At 61.8% G+C, this 16,788-nt stretch carries 15 protein-coding genes, 1 pseudogene and 1 other annotated feature; of the genes and pseudogenes, 2 read left to right on the forward strand and 14 right to left on the reverse strand.

Features of this window, described 5'->3' with window-relative positions:
* Window positions 1–8: 8 nt before the first annotated feature.
* The 9 genes from murD to DAUD_RS07315 form a co-directional block, all read right to left on the reverse strand.
* Window positions 9–1,358: a UDP-N-acetylmuramoyl-L-alanine--D-glutamate ligase gene (murD, locus tag DAUD_RS07275; protein WP_012302530.1), complete on the reverse strand. Its 1,350-nt coding sequence runs from the start codon at window positions 1,356–1,358 to the stop codon at window positions 9–11.
* A gap of 16 nt (window positions 1,359–1,374) precedes the next feature.
* On the reverse strand, window positions 1,375–2,379 hold the full coding sequence (mraY, locus tag DAUD_RS07280) for a phospho-N-acetylmuramoyl-pentapeptide-transferase (RefSeq protein ID WP_012302531.1): 1,005 nt from the start codon (window positions 2,377–2,379) through the stop codon (window positions 1,375–1,377).
* Window positions 2,376–3,788: a UDP-N-acetylmuramoyl-tripeptide--D-alanyl-D-alanine ligase gene (locus DAUD_RS07285; RefSeq protein WP_012302532.1), complete on the reverse strand. Its 1,413-nt coding sequence runs from the start codon at window positions 3,786–3,788 to the stop codon at window positions 2,376–2,378. Before DAUD_RS07285 ends, mraY begins: the two co-directional genes overlap by 4 nt.
* Entirely contained in the window at window positions 3,760–5,259 is a 1,500-nt protein-coding gene (locus DAUD_RS07290; RefSeq protein ID WP_012302533.1) for a UDP-N-acetylmuramoyl-L-alanyl-D-glutamate--2,6-diaminopimelate ligase, read from the reverse strand. The genes DAUD_RS07285 and DAUD_RS07290 overlap by 29 nt, the downstream gene beginning before the upstream one ends.
* Window positions 5,228–7,450 carry a stage V sporulation protein D gene (locus tag DAUD_RS07295; protein ID WP_012302534.1) on the reverse strand — a complete coding sequence of 741 codons (2,223 nt, stop codon included), beginning with the start codon at window positions 7,448–7,450 and terminating at the stop codon, window positions 5,228–5,230. The genes DAUD_RS07290 and DAUD_RS07295 overlap by 32 nt, the downstream gene beginning before the upstream one ends.
* A 60-nt stretch (window positions 7,451–7,510) precedes the next feature.
* Complete coding sequence (locus DAUD_RS07300) at window positions 7,511–8,017, reverse strand: FtsB family cell division protein (protein WP_012302535.1); 507 nt, start codon at window positions 8,015–8,017, stop codon at window positions 7,511–7,513.
* Between the two features lie 2 nt (window positions 8,018–8,019).
* Window positions 8,020–8,994: a 16S rRNA (cytosine(1402)-N(4))-methyltransferase RsmH gene (rsmH, locus tag DAUD_RS07305; RefSeq protein ID WP_012302536.1), complete on the reverse strand. Its 975-nt coding sequence runs from the start codon at window positions 8,992–8,994 to the stop codon at window positions 8,020–8,022.
* Window positions 8,995–9,022: 28 nt separating this feature from the next.
* Window positions 9,023–9,460 carry a division/cell wall cluster transcriptional repressor MraZ gene (gene mraZ, locus DAUD_RS07310; protein WP_041571240.1) on the reverse strand — a complete coding sequence of 146 codons (438 nt, stop codon included), beginning with the start codon at window positions 9,458–9,460 and terminating at the stop codon, window positions 9,023–9,025.
* Window positions 9,461–9,643: 183 nt separating this feature from the next.
* Window positions 9,644–10,387: a hypothetical protein gene (locus tag DAUD_RS07315; protein ID WP_041570867.1), complete on the reverse strand. Its 744-nt coding sequence runs from the start codon at window positions 10,385–10,387 to the stop codon at window positions 9,644–9,646.
* 498 nt (window positions 10,388–10,885) lie between these two features.
* Here DAUD_RS07315 and DAUD_RS07320 point away from each other — a divergent pair.
* Window positions 10,886–11,122: pseudogene (locus DAUD_RS07320) on the forward strand (ISLre2 family transposase); the annotation flags it as partial.
* Between the two features lie 34 nt (window positions 11,123–11,156).
* Window positions 11,157–12,539: a zinc ribbon domain-containing protein gene (locus DAUD_RS07325; protein WP_041570868.1), complete on the forward strand. Its 1,383-nt coding sequence runs from the start codon at window positions 11,157–11,159 to the stop codon at window positions 12,537–12,539.
* Window positions 12,540–12,762: 223 nt separating this feature from the next.
* On the opposite strand, the gene DAUD_RS07330 is transcribed toward DAUD_RS07325, so the two are convergent.
* From DAUD_RS07330 to DAUD_RS07350, 5 genes are all read right to left on the reverse strand, one after another.
* Entirely contained in the window at window positions 12,763–13,566 is an 804-nt protein-coding gene (locus DAUD_RS07330; protein WP_012302540.1) for a histidinol-phosphatase, read from the reverse strand.
* 6 nt (window positions 13,567–13,572) lie between these two features.
* Window positions 13,573–14,658 (reverse strand): uroporphyrinogen decarboxylase/cobalamine-independent methonine synthase family protein, encoded by a 1,086-nt coding sequence (locus tag DAUD_RS07335; protein ID WP_012302541.1) that lies wholly within the window; start codon window positions 14,656–14,658, stop codon window positions 13,573–13,575.
* A gap of 61 nt (window positions 14,659–14,719) precedes the next feature.
* Window positions 14,720–14,983: a 50S ribosomal protein L27 gene (gene rpmA, locus DAUD_RS07340; protein WP_012302542.1), complete on the reverse strand. Its 264-nt coding sequence runs from the start codon at window positions 14,981–14,983 to the stop codon at window positions 14,720–14,722.
* 22 nt (window positions 14,984–15,005) lie between these two features.
* On the reverse strand, window positions 15,006–15,317 hold the full coding sequence (rplU, locus tag DAUD_RS07345; RefSeq protein ID WP_012302543.1) for a 50S ribosomal protein L21: 312 nt from the start codon (window positions 15,315–15,317) through the stop codon (window positions 15,006–15,008).
* Between the two features lie 20 nt (window positions 15,318–15,337).
* Window positions 15,338–15,418, reverse strand: a sequence feature (ribosomal protein L21 leader region).
* Between the two features lie 28 nt (window positions 15,419–15,446).
* Window positions 15,447–16,697 carry an Rne/Rng family ribonuclease gene (locus tag DAUD_RS07350; protein ID WP_012302544.1) on the reverse strand — a complete coding sequence of 417 codons (1,251 nt, stop codon included), beginning with the start codon at window positions 16,695–16,697 and terminating at the stop codon, window positions 15,447–15,449.
* Between the last annotated feature and the right edge of the window lie 91 nt (window positions 16,698–16,788).

Genomic DNA, 16,788 nt, shown 5'->3' on the forward strand with positions numbered 1-16,788 from the left:
TCTCACCTCTATTCATTTGCCAGCTCCCGTACCAGACTGCGAAAGAGGTCGCCTCGCTCCTCGTAGTTCCGGAACATATCCCAACTGGCGCACGCCGGGGACAAAAGCACCACCTCGCCGGGCCGGGCAGCATCCCGCGCCAGTTGTACCGCACCGGGCAGGTCTTTCGCCCGCAGGACCTCCCCCAGGCCCGCCCGGGCAGCGGCGGCCGCCATCTCCGCGGCGCACTCCCCGATAATGACCAGAACCCGCACCTTTTCCCGGGCTTTCTCCATAAAGGCGGTAAAATCGTTGCCCTTGTTGCGCCCGCCGGCGATCAGAACCACCGGGCCCGCGTACGCGTCAAGAGCTCGGATGGCCGCGTCCGGATTGGTGGCCTTGGAATCGTTGACGTACTCCACCCCACCGACCCAGCCGACCGTCTCCAGCCGGTGCGGGACACCCTGGAAAGAAGTCAGCGCTCGGCCCAGGGCGGACGGCCCGATACCCAGCACCCAGCCAGCCGCCGTTGCCGCGAGCGCATTCTCGACGTTGTGCGCGCCCGGGATGGACAGGGTCCGGACCGGGCAGACGGCCGCTTCCTTTCCCCCGGCCCGTGCCATAATCTGGCCGTCCTGGATAAACACACCTTGCTCTAATTTATGCTGGCGGCTGAAGAATATGACCTCGGCCCGCGTCCGGGAGGCCAGTGCCCTGGTGCGCGGGTCGTCGAAATTTAATACGGTCCAATCGGACGCTTGCTGGTTGGCGAAGATGGCGGCTTTGGCTTCGATGTAGGCTTCCATGGTGCCGTGTCGGTCCAGGTGATCAGAAGTTAGGTTTAGGATGACCGCCACCCGGGGACGGAAATCGCGGGTGGTTTCGAGCTGGAAACTCGACACCTCGGCCACGATTACGTCTTGGGGGCCGTAGTTCTCGACCTCCGTAATCAGGGGCACCCCGATGTTCCCGGCGACCAGGGTGCGGCGGCCGGCTTGCCGGAACAACTCCCCCAGCAAGGCGGTGGTGGTGGTCTTCCCGTTGGTGCCCGTTACGGCCACGACCGGGGAGCGCGTGAACCACCAGGCCAATTCCAGTTCCCCGATCACGGGGATGCCAAGCCGCCGGCCCTCGGCCACGGGCGGAACGTCCAGGGGCACACCCGGACTGACCACGATCAGGTCCCAGCGCCCGGGAGAAACCCGGGGGTAGAAGCCCAGGCTCAGAATCACGCCGTTTAAAGCACCCAGTTTGAGGTCCTCCAGCTTTTTGATGTCGGTCAGGGTTACCGCCACGCCCTGCGACGTGAGAAACCGCGCCGCCGCTTGGCCGCTTTTCCCCGCGCCGACCACCAGAACGCTCTTTCCTGCCAGCTGCACTTCCTTCACCCCATGTCTAACCAAGACCTTTAAGGCCAGCAAGGCCCAAGACGGCCAGCACCAGCCCCACCGTCCAGAAAGTGAGCACCACCCGGGTTTCGGACCAACCAACCAGTTCGAAGTGGTGGTGCAGAGGACTCATCCGGAATACACGCCGCCCGGTGAGCTGATACCAGATCACCTGGATGATCACGGACAGCGTTTCGATCACGAACACCCCGCCGATGATCAAGAGAAAGAGTTCACTCTTGGTGATCACGGCCGCCGCGGACAAACCGCCCCCAAGGGCCAAGGAACCGGTGTCCCCCATAAAGACCCGCGCCGGGTAAAAGTTGTAGCACAAAAAGCCGACACAACCCCCGACCAAGGCACCCAGCACGATCCCGACCCACGTTTTGTCCATTACCAGCGCAATCATGGCAAAAGCCAGCGCTGCGACCGCAAACGTTCCGGCCGCCAAGCCGTCCAGCCCGTCGGTAAGGTTGACGGCGTTGGCCGTGGCCAGAACCACGAACACGGTGACTCCCAGAAAAAACCACCAGCCCAGGTCCAGGGCCAAGCCTCCGTGAACTACTATTCCGGAAAACGGAACGAGGAAATCGGTACCGCGCTCCAGCACGAAAACGGCCGTCACCGCCAGGGCAACAGCAATGAGCACCTGGCCCAGCAGTTTCTCCCGGGCCCGCAAGCCCAGAGACCGCTTATGCACTACTTTTGCAAAATCATCCATAAAGCCGAGCACGCCGAACCCCAGGGCAACGGCCAGCACCAACAAACCCTCGATCCAGCCGGCCCGTACCCCCCCCGGCAGAAAGGCGACCACGAGCACGGCTGCCGCCGCCCCGAAAAGAAAGATCACGCCGCCCATCGTGGGTGTTCCCGTCTTTTGCAGGTGCCGGGTCGGACCGTCGGAACGTACCCGCTGGCCGAATCGCAGGCGGTGCAGAAGCGGGATTACGACGGGACCCAGGACCAGCGTCACCAGGAAAGCCACCCCGGCGGCTACCAGTACCGGAATCAACGACCGTCCCTCCTCGTACCGCCCGCGGCCGGCGTGGCCGCTTCCGCAAGACCTTTCACAATCCGCTCCATCTGGAACGCGCGTGAGCCTTTGACTAAAATCACCACGTTTTCCCCCGCCAACCGGCGGGCGGTGTCAACGGTTTCTTCAAGTGTGTGGCATGCCCAGATCCGGGAGGCAGGCAACCCGGCTTCACGGGCGCCGTCAGCGATTCCCACCGCCAACTCACCCATCGTCACCAGTTGACCTACACCGGCGTGGGCACAGGCCATCCCTACCTCCCGGTGCGCTTCCGAAGAACGCGGGCCCAACTCCAGCATGCCGCCGAGGATCGCCACCGTAGATCGCCCAGCGGCAATCTCGGCTAGAACCTCGAGCGCAGCCTTGACCGAAGCGGGGCTGGCATTGTAAGTGTCGTTGATAATAGTCAGACCGCCGGCCTTAACAATGGCCTGCCGCAGGGATGAAGCGCGGGCCTGCTCCAAACCGGCGCGGATTTCACTCACCGCCAGGCCCAGTTCCAACCCGACCGCGATCGCCGCCAGGGCGTTCAGCGCCGTGTGTCGGCCGAAAAGCGGCAGATAGTACTCTTCGTCCCCCCCCGCGGACCGCACCCGGAAGACAGAGCCGTCCGGTAGGGCACGGTAGTCAAGAAGCCGGAAGTCGGCGGATTCAGATTCCCCAAAGCGCACCACCCGCCCCCGGCACCGTCGGGCCTGCTCATCCATTCCAGGGCTCTCGGCGTGCAGTACGGCGAACCCGGAAGGGGGAATATGGTCCAGAAGCTCTCCCTTGGCCCGGGCGATATTCGCCACCGAGCCCAGGAGTTCCAGGTGGGTCTCGCCGATGTTGGTGATCACGCCTCCCGTAGGCTCACAAATCCGGGCCAGGAGATCGATTTCGCCCGGAGCCCGCATTCCGAGCTCGACCACCGCCACCTCGTGAACGGGGTCTACATCCAGGAGCGTCAAGGGCAGGCCGATCTCGTTGTTCAGGTTCTCGCGGGTGGCCAAGACCCGAAAGCGGGCCGCAAGCACGGCCGTCAGCAGATCCTTGGTGGTGGTTTTCCCCGTGCTGCCGGTGACGGCAATCACCGGGAGGCCGCAGCGCCGCCGGTTGTCCAGCGCCAGCGCCTGCAGCGCCGTCAGCGTGTCGGCGACTTTCAGCACGGCGACGCCGGAGGGAACAGACACCTCCCGGCTGACCAGCAGCCCGCAAGCCCCGCGGTCCACCGCCTGCCCAGCGAAATCGTGCCCGTCGAATCGGGAACCCCGCAGCGCGACAAACAGTTCGCCGCCGGCAAGCACTCTGGTGTCGGTCGTCACCCGCTTCACCCGGGCGGACGGCTCCCCCTGAATTATCTCGGCCCCGGTCACAGCCCTAATCTCTGCGATCGTGATCGTTCTCATCTGCGCCCCCGTAGCCCATAGCGGCCAGAATCGCGGCAGCCTCCCGGCGGTCGTCGAACTTCAGACGCTTGGTGCCGATGATCTGGTAGTCCTCGTGACCCTTACCCGCAATGATCACCACGTCCCCGGGCCGGGCCCTCTCGAAAGCATGCCGGATAGCCTCCCGGCGGTCGGGCACCACCGCGTATCCATCCGGACGCACCCGTCGGTAGCCTTCCTCGATATCCATGATAATGGCCAACGGATCCTCCGTGCGCGGGTTGTCCGAGGTAAGCACTGAGTAGTCGGCGCCGCGGGCGCTGATCGCCCCCATCAGCGGGCGTTTGGTGCGGTCCCGGTCGCCGCCGCAGCCGAAGACCGAAATTAGCCGCCCCGGAGCGATTTCCCGCGCCGCCCGGAGCAAGTTTTCCAAGCCGTCCGGGGTATGGGCGTAGTCTATGATTACCGTATATTCTTGCCCCTGATCAACACGCTCAAACCGGCCGGGAACGCCCCGGACCCGTCCCAGGACACCGGCGATCTCCTCCGGCGTAAACCCGCGGACCAGCCCGACGCAGGCCGCGGCCAAAGCGTTGTACACGTTGAACAGCCCGGACAGCCGGAGCGCCACCGGTGCGGACCCCCATTCGCTCTCCAACAGGAATTCCACTCCACCGGGAACCGGGCGGACCCCGGCGGCCCGCACATCGGCGGCCTGATGTACCGCGTACGTGATACGGCATCCCCGGGTCAAATCAAGAAGGCGCACGCCGTAAGGGTCGTCCCGGTTGATTATGGCGGCGGCTTCTTCGCCCAGACCAGTGAACAGTTGGGCCTTGGCTGCAAAATAGTCTTCGAAATCGGTGTGGAAGTCCAGGTGATCCTGAGTGAGGTTGGTGAACACGGCGGCCTCAAAAGAAAGCCCGTGCACCCGGGACAGGCGCAGTGCGTGTGAGGAAACCTCCAGCACCACATCCGTCACCCCGGCATCGGCCATCCGGCGCAGGAGACGTTGCAGATCCAGTGATTCAGGGGTGGTGTGCCGCACGGGCACCACTTCGTCTCCGATAAGGTTGTGAATGGTGCCGATCAACCCCACGCCCGGCCGGCGCGCCCGGAACAGGGCCGCAATCAGGTGGGTGGTGGTGGTTTTCCCGTTGGTTCCCGTCACCCCGACCAGGCGCAGCGCCCGGCCCGGTTCCCCGTAAAAACGGCTGGCCGCCAGAGCTAGGCCCTTGCGGGTGTCGGGTACCACCGCCCAGGCCACTCCCTCCGGCACCGGCACCTTTTGCTGGAGCAAAACGGCCGCCGCACCCCGCGTCACGGCGTCGGGCACAAACCGGTGGCCGTCGGTGATCAGGCCGCCGATGGCCACAAACATAAAACCCGGCTGGGTCTGCCGCGAATCATAGGCGATCCCGGTTACCGGAACATCCAGAACCGGGCTGTGTTCCAATACGTTAAGATGGTTGATCAAATCCCTGAAATTCAAGCGCCATCCCTCCGGGGGCTTGGTCGCGATCGCCTGTACCGTTGGTCTCCTGACCGGGCGGGCCTCCCGCCGCCGGACGTTCAAACTTTACCTTTATTACGGTACCCTTGTCAACCTTTTGCCCCGGTGCTACGGACTGTTCCGCGGCCACCCCGCTTCCGGACGGTTTCAGCAAAAGGTCCAGGCTTTCCAGCAGGGTGCCGGCCTGCTTGATGGTCAGTCCGGTAAGATCGGGCACGGTCACCGGCCGGCGCTTATCCACCGGTTCGGGCCGGAGGTTCAAAATCACGGTGGTGCCCTCTTTGACGGTAGCCCCGGTTTCAGGCACCTGCTCGTGAACGATGTTCCCCTCCCCGCGGGTAATAAAGTTCAGGTTGGCGGCACGGAGTTCCAGCACCGCTTCGTCCAGGGGCAGGTTGACCACCTGCGGCACTTTAACGTCCTTGGGTTCCTCCGGTTCCACCCAGATCCACTGTCTCTCGGGGCGCGGCAGATCCTCCCGGGCCTGAAGGCCCATGTACCGCAGCACATCCTGCATCACGTTCCGGAAGGCCGGGGCCGCCACCTGGCTACCGAAGTAGATCCCGCCCTGCGGTTCCACAACCAAGACCAGGGTAACCGCCCGCGGGTTCTCAACCGGCCCGAAACCAACGAATGAGGAAACGTACCGGCCGGACACGTAGCCCCCGCTCGGCCCCACGACCTGAGCCGTGCCGGTCTTGCCGGCCACCCGGTAGCCGTCCACGTAAGCGTTCATCCCCGTCCCCCGGAGCACCACGCTCTCCAGGAGCGCCTGCATCTCTTGCGCCGTCTCGTTGGAGACGACCCGGCGCACCACTTTAGGTTTTGACTCGCGGACCACCTTGCCGTCGTGATCGACGACTTTCTTAACCAGTTGCGGCTGTAGAAGTTCACCCCCGTTGGCCACCGCCGCCACCGCCGTAGTCAGTTGGATCGGTGTCACGGCAATGGATTGGCCGATGGACATGGTGGCCAGGTTCAGGTTGGTGGCCTGCTTCTGCGGAATCATGATCCCGTGGGCCTCACCGGGCAAGCTGATCCCCGTGGGTGTGCCGAAGCCGAAGCCGTGGAGATACTTGTAAAAAGGGTCAATGCCCACACCCAGGCCGATTTCGATAAAGCCCGGGTTGCAGGAGTGCTGAATCACTTCTTCGAAGGTCTGGCTACCGTGACCGCCGTCTTTCCAACACCTGATGTTCCGGTCCGCCACCTTGATGTAACCTGGATCGTAGAAGCGGCGGTTTTTGTTCACGGCACCCTCTTCCAGGGCCGCGGCGAGGGTGATGATCTTGAAGGTCGACCCGGGTTCGTAGTTGTACCAGATCGCCGGGTTCCGGTCCCAGACGGACTGGGGCTGGTCCGCCCAGCGGTTGGGGTCGAAGGTGGGACGGTTCCCCATCCCCAGAATTTCCCCTGTCTGCGGGTCCATGACAATGATGACCGCATACTTGGGCTGGTAGGTGTCCACCAGTCTGTCCAGCTCACGTTCCACGAAGTACTGGATTGTCTCGTCCAAAGTCAGAAACAGAGCGTGCCCCTGCACCGGCGGGTAGTACTTGTGCACGGCGGTGGGGATCTGACGCCCGACGGCGTCGTACTCCATTACGATCCGCCCGGGAATCCCGCGCAGGTCGATGTCGCAGGTGTTCTCAATCCCGGTCAGGCCCTGGTTGTCGATCCCCACGAAACCCAGAACGTGCGCAGCGAGGCCGTTTTTCAGATAGCCGCGCCGGCTCTCCTCTACGAATTCAATGCCGGGGAGTTTTAAGGACTTCAGTTCCTGGGCCGTCCGGAAATCGACTTTGCGTTTGATCCAGACAAATGATTCCGGCTTGGTGATCAACCGGTAGACGCGGTCCACGTCCATATCCAGCACCACGGCCACCTTCTGGGCGGTTTCTCTCGGGTTCTTGATCTGGGAAGGAATGGCGAATACCGAGTCGACGCTGATGCTGATCACGAGTTCTTTTCCGTTGCGGTCGTAGATGGTTCCCCGCTTGGCCTCCACCGGGATATCGCGCATCCGGTTCTCCAGGGCTTCCTTCCGTAGTTGCTCCCCCAGGAAGAACTGGATGTATACCAGGCGCAGGGATAGAAGAAAAAGCACAGCCGCACTCGCCAGGAGGAGAAAAATTATGCGCTTGCGCATGATAATTCTGGTGGGCTGCATACCGCCCCTCCTGTCCAATAAGCCACGGCCTTCAATTGCGATCAGTTTTTGCCCTTCCGGCTAGCGGATGACCAGATCCAAGAAGGCCTGGAGTATTCCCGGATCGCTCGTTTCCCCCTCCGGCAGCCCACGCTCCTCCGGGGTTGGGTCGGAGGCAACGGCGGGTTTGGTCGGTTCCGGGTCAACGGCGCCAGACACTGCAGCCGGGCCGGGATCACCGATGGCCACAAAAAGCATGTCGTTCGGAGTAGGGCGAATCATCCCGAGTTGGTTTACGGCCAGAATTTCAACCCGGGGCAGGGAATCCAGCCTGTCGATCGCCGCCTTCAGGCTCTGGTTTTCCGCTTCCAGTATCGCGATGTCCTTCTTAAGGCTTTCGGCCTGATAGCTTACATTCATGGCATAGGTATTTGCATAGCTGAAGGCAGCCCCGAGCAGGAACGCAATCACCACCATGACCATCAGGGAAAGACGCGCCCTTTTCTCCGCGCTGGACCGGACTTCGACCGGAACGGTGCGCCGGTGTTCCTCCAGGCCGTAATCAGTCCTTTCCCGCGCTACTATCAAGCCTATTTCACCCCTTTGTCCTTTAGAACGTCGGCCCGCTTCCGGGCCGCCCGCAATTTAGCGCTCCGGGCCCGCGGGTTGGCCGCGATCTCATCCTCTCCCGGCACCCGTGGGCGGGAGGTCAGGATGTCCAGCCGGGGCACCACCCCGCAACGGCACTCCGGCAGTCCCGGGGGGCACTTACAGTGCACCGCGAACTCCCGGAAAGTATCCTTCACCAGCCGGTCTTCCAGCGAGTGATAACTCAGCACCACGACCCTGCCTCCCGCATCCAGCAAATCAACCGCTTGGTGCAATGAGGTTTTCAGGGCTCCCAATTCATCGTTCACGGCGATGCGCAGGGCCTGGAAGGTACGCCGGGCGGGGTGCGGTCCGGTGCGCCGCGCCCGCGCCGGAACGGCCTCTTTGATCACTTCCGCCAGCCGTCCGGTTGTCAGAATCGGCTCCCTCTTCCGCTCCCGAGCGATGAAGGCCGCAATGCGCCGGGACCAGCGTTCCTCGCCGTATGCTTTTATCAAGTCGGACAACTCATCTTCAGGCAACCGGTTCACCAGGTCGGCCGCGGTGACGCCCCCGCCGGGGTCCATCCGCATGTCCAGGGGCGCATCCTGCTGGTACCCGAACCCACGTGATGCCGTGTCCAGTTGGTGCGAGGACACCCCCAGGTCATAGAGGATCCCCTGTACCGGGCCGGTCTCGAGCCGCCGGAGCACCGCCGCAAGCTCCCGAAAATCGGCCTGCACCAGGCGTACCCCGTCACCGTATCCGGCCAGCCGGAAGGCTGCGGCAGCCAGCGCGTCCGCGTCCCGGTCTATTCCGACCAGGAGGCCCCGCCCTCCGATCCGTTCCAGGACACCCAGCGCGTGCCCGCCTCCCCCGAGTGTACAGTCCACGTAGGTCCCGCCTGGCTTCGGGTCCAGCCACTCCAGGACCTCCCGGAGCATCACCGGTTGGTGGCGAAAGCCAGTCAGAGTCATGGGTTTATTTACCCCGCAGTGCATTTTGTTACAGGTCCAGGTCGTAGTCGACGATCTTCTCGGCGATTTCCTCGTAGGCCGCCGCCGCCCCTGAGCTGTACCGCTCCCATTCCTCGCGCGCCCAGATTTCCACCCGGGACGAAACACCAAGGACCATTACGTCCTTTTCCAGCTGTGCGTAGTCGCGCAGCGCGGCCGGCAGCAAAACCCGGCCTTGCTTGTCGGCTTCCAGTTCCGCCGCGCCCGAAAAAAACAACCGCGTGAAAGCCCGGGCCTCCGCCCTGGCAAACGGCAGCTTCCGCAGTTTTTTCTCCATCAGTTCCCACTCCGGCCGGGAATACAGAAAGAGGCAGCGGTCCAGTCCCTTGGTGGCGATGAAACTCGATCCCAGTCCCTCACGGAAGCGAGCCGGTATGAAGAGGCGCCCCTTGTTATCCAGCGTGTGCAGGTACTCGCCAATGAACACCACGGCCACCCCTTGCACGCGGTACTGTTCACCACTTTCCCCCACTTTAAACCACACGCTCGGTGTTTGACAAGAGAAACCCTGCAATTAATCCCTAAAAATATAAAAGTTCTTGTTTCTGCCCAATGCAGAAAGGGTCCTCCCGCGGGAAGACCCTTTGAGAACGAATTTGTTTTTGAACGCTTAGCGCTTTGCGTCGTCGCCGTAGTCGCTCGGTGCCTCTTCCTCCCAGAAATCGGCGACTTCCACCCCGGTGGGCAGGGCGAAGACGTCATCGGGCACCAACCCGACTTGCAGTTCTTTGAACTCAACTACGGTGGCACAACCGTCCGCCACGCTCTCCACCCGCAGGGGCAAGCCGAACTCCTCCCACAGGTAAAGCACCGTCGCCCCCCGGACTTCCTCCCGGGAGAATTTTCGGCAGCGCAGGCCGTCCAGGAAAGTTACCTCGCCGGGAATCCATTCGGCCGGGTTCAGGTCTCGCACGTAGTCCAGCGGCGTCTCCGGGACACCCGGTTCACCTTCACCAAGCCTCATCCGGGTCGCCGTGTTTTCGGCGGCGTCGTAGGACAAAAGTTCGCCCCGAGCGGTGTCCACCAACAGAACTAGGCTCTGCCCGTCAACCACCGTTTCGGTCTTCATCCAGTCCCCCTGCAGCCAAACGCGCATTTCGTACGACCATAGGGGGTAGTTGGTTACCTGCCGGTACTGGAGTCCGTCGACGCCGGCGCTCTTGACCAGCAGTGCCTCCAGTTCACGCTGCGGCCGTTCACGCGCTTCTTCCGGGTATCCGCCGGGAGCTCGGGACGTGGTACGGTTGAAGGCGCTGTAACCCACCAGTCCCACCAGCATGAACCCCGCGAACATCAGCACCGTCATCCGCCGCCAACCCAGCCTTCCCGCCGCCCTTCGGCTTTGCCGCTTCATATCCGCCCACCACCACCTCAACATTTGCTAACAATAAATAATACGGGATACGGGAGAACAATATGCCCCGAGCTGGTGGCAAGCGCGGAAAAAGCACGAGCCTTGCTCATGGCGTGCCATACTGCAGTGAACTGTTCGGACAGGGCACGGAAAGGCTGACCGCCGGGGAAGCCAAGCGGCCTGTTTTCGTCGGGCGTCTGGGTCCACCTGCTTCACAGCTGCCCGGGGATGAACACCCTGCTGGAACGAGGGAACAAAAAGGCGGTTTTAGGTTCTGGGGCCCGGCTTAAATTGAGAAGTTAGCCGCCGCATCCTTCCCATTTTAATGGGGAGTCAAGGCGGCCAGAGATTTTGTTAGTGTAAAGTTAGTGTAAAGTTACTGTAGGAATTTTTAGAAGGAGTTGGGGAGAAAGAGAAAGAGAAAGAAGAGAGACCTCACCGTTCTTGTAACGGACGAGCAGCTGATAAAACAACCACTCAAGAGAGGGTGAGGTCTCTATGCAGATTGTAAAACAGATTTGGGAAAAGTTCCAGAGGGTAGCGGAGTTAACGTTTGAGGTATTAGAGAACGGGATTGACTTTATAAGCTTCCAGGAGAAGCTCCGGCGGGAACTCGACGGCTTAGGGCAAGAGATCCTGAAGGAGGTTTTAGAGGCGAAAGACGCCTATTTACGGGAGCACCGGGAGAAGCGGCCTGGCTGGCAGATAGAGCGGCGGGATGACCCCAAAGAAATGCCATGGTACAATGAAGCCATGGCAGGTGAAGAAAATGCCCGTGCTCAAAAACGTAATTTCAAGCAAACAACGCATTAAGAGATTTATCACCGGCACCCCGGAGATGATCCGGCAGACGGAAGAAATCTACCGGGCAGTTTTGGGCTTTTACCTGAACGTCATTCACGACAACCTCGATAAGCTGCCCGAATGGGACAGGAATTCCGGCACGAGGGCACTGGAAAAACTGACCGTCAGGACCGAACCCCGCACGAACAGGAAGACCGGGGAAAAATTCGGCGGCAACCCCAACCCGCCTTACCCGATAGACACCGTTTGGCCCAAGTTTCCCGCATATTTGCGCCGGGCAATTATTGCCAAGGCTATCGGGATGGCACAGAGCTGGTATTCCAACTACCGGCGGTGGCTTAGGAAAAAAGAAAGGATGCAGGCCAGGAACGAAAGGCGTGTCGCCGAAGGCAAAAAGCCGATACCTTTCGACGAGCACCCGCCAAAGTACCCTACGGCGGGGAACGTTGGCATGACCTTCTACAAGGGTGACTTTAAAAACCTTTCGCTGAAAACCAACACCATCCAGCTGAAAGTCTGGGACGGCTATGACTGGCGGTTCATCACCGTGGAGGTTGAGTCCACCAGTCACTCTAGAAAGCTCCATCTGGATGATTCCTGGGAGATGACCGTGCCCTCCATTTACGAAAAAGAGGGCATCTTCTGCCTGGTGACCGCTTTCGAGAAGAAGTCCAACGTCATCAAGTTCGCCGACTACTACCTGTCTAAGAACCCGAAAGTGCTTGCCGTGGACTTGAACCTGGGTCGCAGGAACCGGGCGGTGTGCGCCCTGGTGGGCAAGGGCGGTACGGTTCACAAAGTCAGACACGTCAGCCTGGCGGCGTGTAACACGACGGACGTCCACCGTCTGCTGGGGCTCATTGCCCGGGACGTGAGCGGTCTGGGGATAGTCCCGAAGGGCCACCGGCCCTGCAAGAGGCTCTGGCGCAAGGTCCGCGCGGTGAATGACAATTATGCCCACCATTTAAGCAAACAGTTGGTTGACCTTGCCGTGGAGTGGGGTGCAAGGGTCATCGTCTTCGAGAACCTGAAACGCTTCAGGCCGGACAGGGACAAGCACGGTTCGGCCAGGATGCGCCGGAGGATTGGTTACTGGCTGCACCGAAGGGTGATTAAGTATACCGCGTACAAGGCAAAAGTGCGGGGTATACTAATTGCTCTTGTTTCTCCGGAGAACACCAGCAACCGGTGTTCTCTGTGCGGTTCACTGGAAACTGTGCGCAATGGCAACGTTTTGAAGTGCAGGAACTGTAGCATTGTTCACAACAGCCACATCAACGCCGCCATTAACACCGGGACGGCCTGGTTCATTCGGGAGGAAAAGCGGTTGCAACAAAAAACCGCTTAACCGTTTTGCGAAAGCCTGCGACTCCCGAAAGGGAGGGGTCGCCGCCGGGACGACGTTCCCGGTTGGCGTCCGGGAATCCAGGAACCCGTCCAGCCTAAGGGGTCAGGCAGGTCTTCAGTGGAGGGAGGATTCACCTGAGTTGTCTGCGCAACAGCCCTGGGTCAAGACGGAACCTATTACAGCGGAGGGCAAGGACAGGCGGGGATCACCCGGTGAGGTAACCTTACAGGGGTATCAGGCGCCTCTCACGCTCTCGGAAGACAGCTAGCTGATCGTACCCGGCCCGCCGCAACAGCGCCACGGCTTCAGGATAGCCGAAACCGACTTCCTCCGGGTCGTGGGCGTCAGAGCCCAGCGTGACCGGAATGTTCAACTCGCGGCAGGCGGCCAGGAAAGCCGGATGCGGGTAGATCTCCGCGGCAGGGGCCCTTAAGCCCGCCGTATTCACTTCAACGCAGGCGCCAGCCCCGGCAATGACCAACGCCGTTTCCCGGTAGAGCCTGGTGAGGTCGCCGCGTGGCCGGTAGTCGAATTTTTTCAACAGGTCCGGGTGGGCCAGGACGTCGAAAAGGCCGGAACGGGCCGCCTCCTGGACCAGCAGGAAATAGCGCCGGTACAGCGCGTCGGGGTCCCAATTCCGGTAGCCGGCCCGCAGCCCAGGCTGGTCGAAGCCCCAGCCATCGATATAGTGGATCGAGCCCAGGACATAGTCAAAAGGGTACTTCGACAGCAGCGCCGCCAGTTCCGCCTCCCGGCCCGGCACGTAATCGGCCTCGATACCGAGCCTGACCGGCAGATCTGGGTTGGCCGCCCGCAGGGCCAGGACGTCGTCCACGTACTGCGGCAGTTCGGATTCGGTCATAGCCAGGGCGGGGGGGCGCCGTTGGAGAGGGCAAAAATACAGCGGAATGTGGTCGGCGAACCCGATTTCACGCAAACCACGCTCCCGGGCCGCCCGGACATAGTCGGCCATCCGGCCCCGGGCATGCCCGCAACGGAAAGTGTGAAGGTGATAGTCAATCGGCAACGTTCATCAAAACCCCTCTACCGGCGCAGTCCCCGCACCGCCGGAGCGTACCACTTCCGAAACACCGGCCGTTAACCGGTAAATCCTTTCCGCCAGTGCCACTGTCAGTGTCCCGGCGCCGCAACTCGGGGTGATCAGGCATTGCCGCCGGAGCCTGTCCGCGGGGATCCCCCGGTCGGAAAGCTCTTTCCAGTGTGCTTCCAACATGGCGGTCAGGCTCTCCACGGTTTCCGTCTCCACCCGGTCCGAGGTGGGCACTATTCCCCAGGCCACGACCCCGCCTCGAGCCAGAAAGGCATCAAGTTCCGCACGGTAAGGCAGGAGGGAATCGAAGTACCCGTACGCGTCCAGGCTCAGCACCTCGGCGCCGGTGTCCATCAGGATGCTCCAGTCGACAGCCGCGCACGAGTGGATAGCGGCCTTCGCCCCCACGGCCCGAATGCCGGCGACGACCGCTTCCAGGTCTTCCACAATCATCTCGCGGGTCACCGTAATGTACGTCGACTGCCCGTAGATGCTCACCCCCGGCTCGTCCACGAAGACCAGCACCTTGCCGCCGCTCCCGCCGAGCGCTTCCGCCTGCCAGCGGCCCTGGAACGCCAGGTTTTTGACCACCAGGTCGCGCAATTGCTCGTCATAGTAAGCGGGACGGCCCCCGGCGTCGGTTAGTTGAAAAGCGGCGGTCAGCGGCCCGACGACCTGTCCCTTCACAAAAGCGGCCGGTCCGGCCGGGGCTCGTTCCAGGAAGGCGTAGAATCCCGAGGCCGCCTCCCGCGGGATGGCGAACCGCTCCAGGGCCTCCCGGTCCCCTTCCTCCGCCGCCAGGTAGAGCGCATAGAAAGCGGCCAGCCGTTCGGGCCAGTCAGTGGCGCCGGTGGCGAAGTAGACCTTGTCCCCGTCCCGCTCCAGAAGCCCGGTTTCCAGCAAGGGATACAGGAACTGGAGGACGAAACCCTCCTGCGGGCCCAAAAGCGGCAACTGCGGCCAGTGGGGCATGGCCGGTAAGTACGCCCCGATCAGATTCAGAGCCGGCTCCGGTTCCGTGTACGGCAGGCTGCCGATACCGGTCGCGAGCCCTCCCGGTGCCCACATATTCAACCCCTCCGAAAACAAAAGCCAGCCCGGTTAAAGGCTGGCCTTGGAATAGACATCGCTACAGGGTGGCGGCGGGAACCACGTTGACTGTCTTACGGTCCTTACCCTTGCGCTGGAAACTGACATACCCGTCCGTCTTGGCGAACAGGGTGTCGTCGCCGCCGATCCCCACGTTGCGCCCGGGGTGGACCTTGGTCCCCCGCTGCCTAATGATAATGCTCCCGGCCGTGACAAACTGCCCGTCGCCCCGCTTGACTCCCAGGCGCTGGGCCCTCGAGTCCCGACCGTTCCTTGAGCTGCCTACTCCCTTCTTGTGGGCCATCGAACGTCACCTCCCCAATGGTCTATAGCTCAATCTTCTCTATAACTACCTGCGTGTATGGCTGACGGTGTCCCTGTTTGCGCCGGTAGTTCTTTTTTGCTTTGTATTTGAAAACAATAATTTTCCTTGCGCGCCCTTGCTTCTGCACCCGGCCGGTCACCCTGGCGCCCAGGACCAGCGGCCGGCCGATCTTCAAACCTTCCTCCGTGCTGACCAGAAGCACCCGGTCGAATACGACTTCCGCGCCGTCTTCAACCGCGAGTTTCTCAACCCGCACCGTATCTCCTTCGCGGACGCACAACTGTTTGCCGCCGGTTTCGATAATCGCGTACATGTTTACCCCCTTTATTACTCAATTACTCAAGGACTCGCCGGAAAGGGGTGGGTGCCCGTCACACCGCTTTGAAAACCCCTTCCGTGCGGTTATGCACGAATTACATTGTACCATTCACACAGTGGAAGATCAAGCCCAATCTTTCCGTTGGCCCTGAATCTTGCCGGTTCCGCCGCACTGCGGGCAGTTGGTCAGCAATAGCTCGGCCAGGCTCGGGTGGACCTTTTTTCTGGTCAGTTCCACCAGGCCCAGCCGGGTCAGCCCCATGATGTGGGTCCGCCGACGGTCCTTCTTGATTTCCTCGCCCAACACTTCGAGGACCCGGTTCCGATGCTCCTCGTGGCTCATGTCGATGAAGTCGATAATGATGATCCCGCCCAGGTTGCGCAACCGCAACTGCCGGGCGATCTCCACCGCCGCTTCCAGGTTCGTCTTGTAGACGGTGTCCTCCAGGTCCACCCGCCCGGTAAACCGGCCGGTATTCACGTCGATCACGGTCAGCGCCTCGGCCTGGTCGAAGATCAGGTATCCGCCGCACCGTAGCCAGGTCTTTCGCTGTAATGCTTTGTTGATCTCCTGGTTGACGTTGTAGGCCTCAAAAATATCCGGCTTGTCTTCCCAAAACACCCGGGACTTCAGTTGCGGGTTCACGGTGTCCAGGATGGTCAGGGACCGCGCGTAGCTGGTGAAGGAATCGAGCACCAGGCGCTCGATTTCTTCCGTGAACAGGTCCCGGATGATCCGCGGCAGGAGCCCGCATTCCCGGTACAGTAGTGACGGCGCCGCGGCGCCGGCCTCCCGTTTCTGAATGTCGCGCCAGAGCTTCTCCAGCTCCCGGATGTCGTCCGCCAGCACCTCCGCGGCGATCCCGCGGGCGGCGGTGCGCACGATCGCACCCATCCCCTCGGGCCGCGCCCGGTGCACCACTTCCCGGAGACGTTCCCGTTCGGACTCGTCCTCGATGCGCCGGGAGATGCCGACGTGGTTCACCGTCGGCATCAGCACCGTGTAATGTCCGGGCAAATTCACCCGCATGGTCACCCGGGGCCCCTTGTTCCCCAGGGGATCCTTGGCCACCTGCACGATGACCTCCTGGCCCGGGTGCAGAAGATCCCTGATTCCGGCGGCAGACTGATCCGCACGGGCGGACTGCGGCAACACGTCGTTCACATAAAGAAACGCGTTCCGGTCCAGCCCAACGTTTACGAACGCCGCCTCGATCCCGGGCAGCACATTCTCGACCACGCCTTTGAAAATGCTCCCGACCAGGCAAATCTCTTCATCCGGCTCAATATATACCTCCATCGGCACCCGGTTTTCCAGCAGCGCCACCCGCGTGGCGTTATCCCGAGTACTGACTATTATCTCTCTTTTCAGCACTGGCTGCCCCCCTTTAGAGGCTGGAAGTCGGATGCCGGAAGTCGGAAATCCAAAGCCGTCTTTCCCCCCTCGCGTGCTCGTCGGCACTGCC

Source organism: Candidatus Desulforudis audaxviator MP104C, from assembly GCF_000018425.1.
GTDB lineage: Bacteria > Bacillota > Desulfotomaculia > Desulfotomaculales > Desulforudaceae > Desulforudis > Desulforudis audaxviator.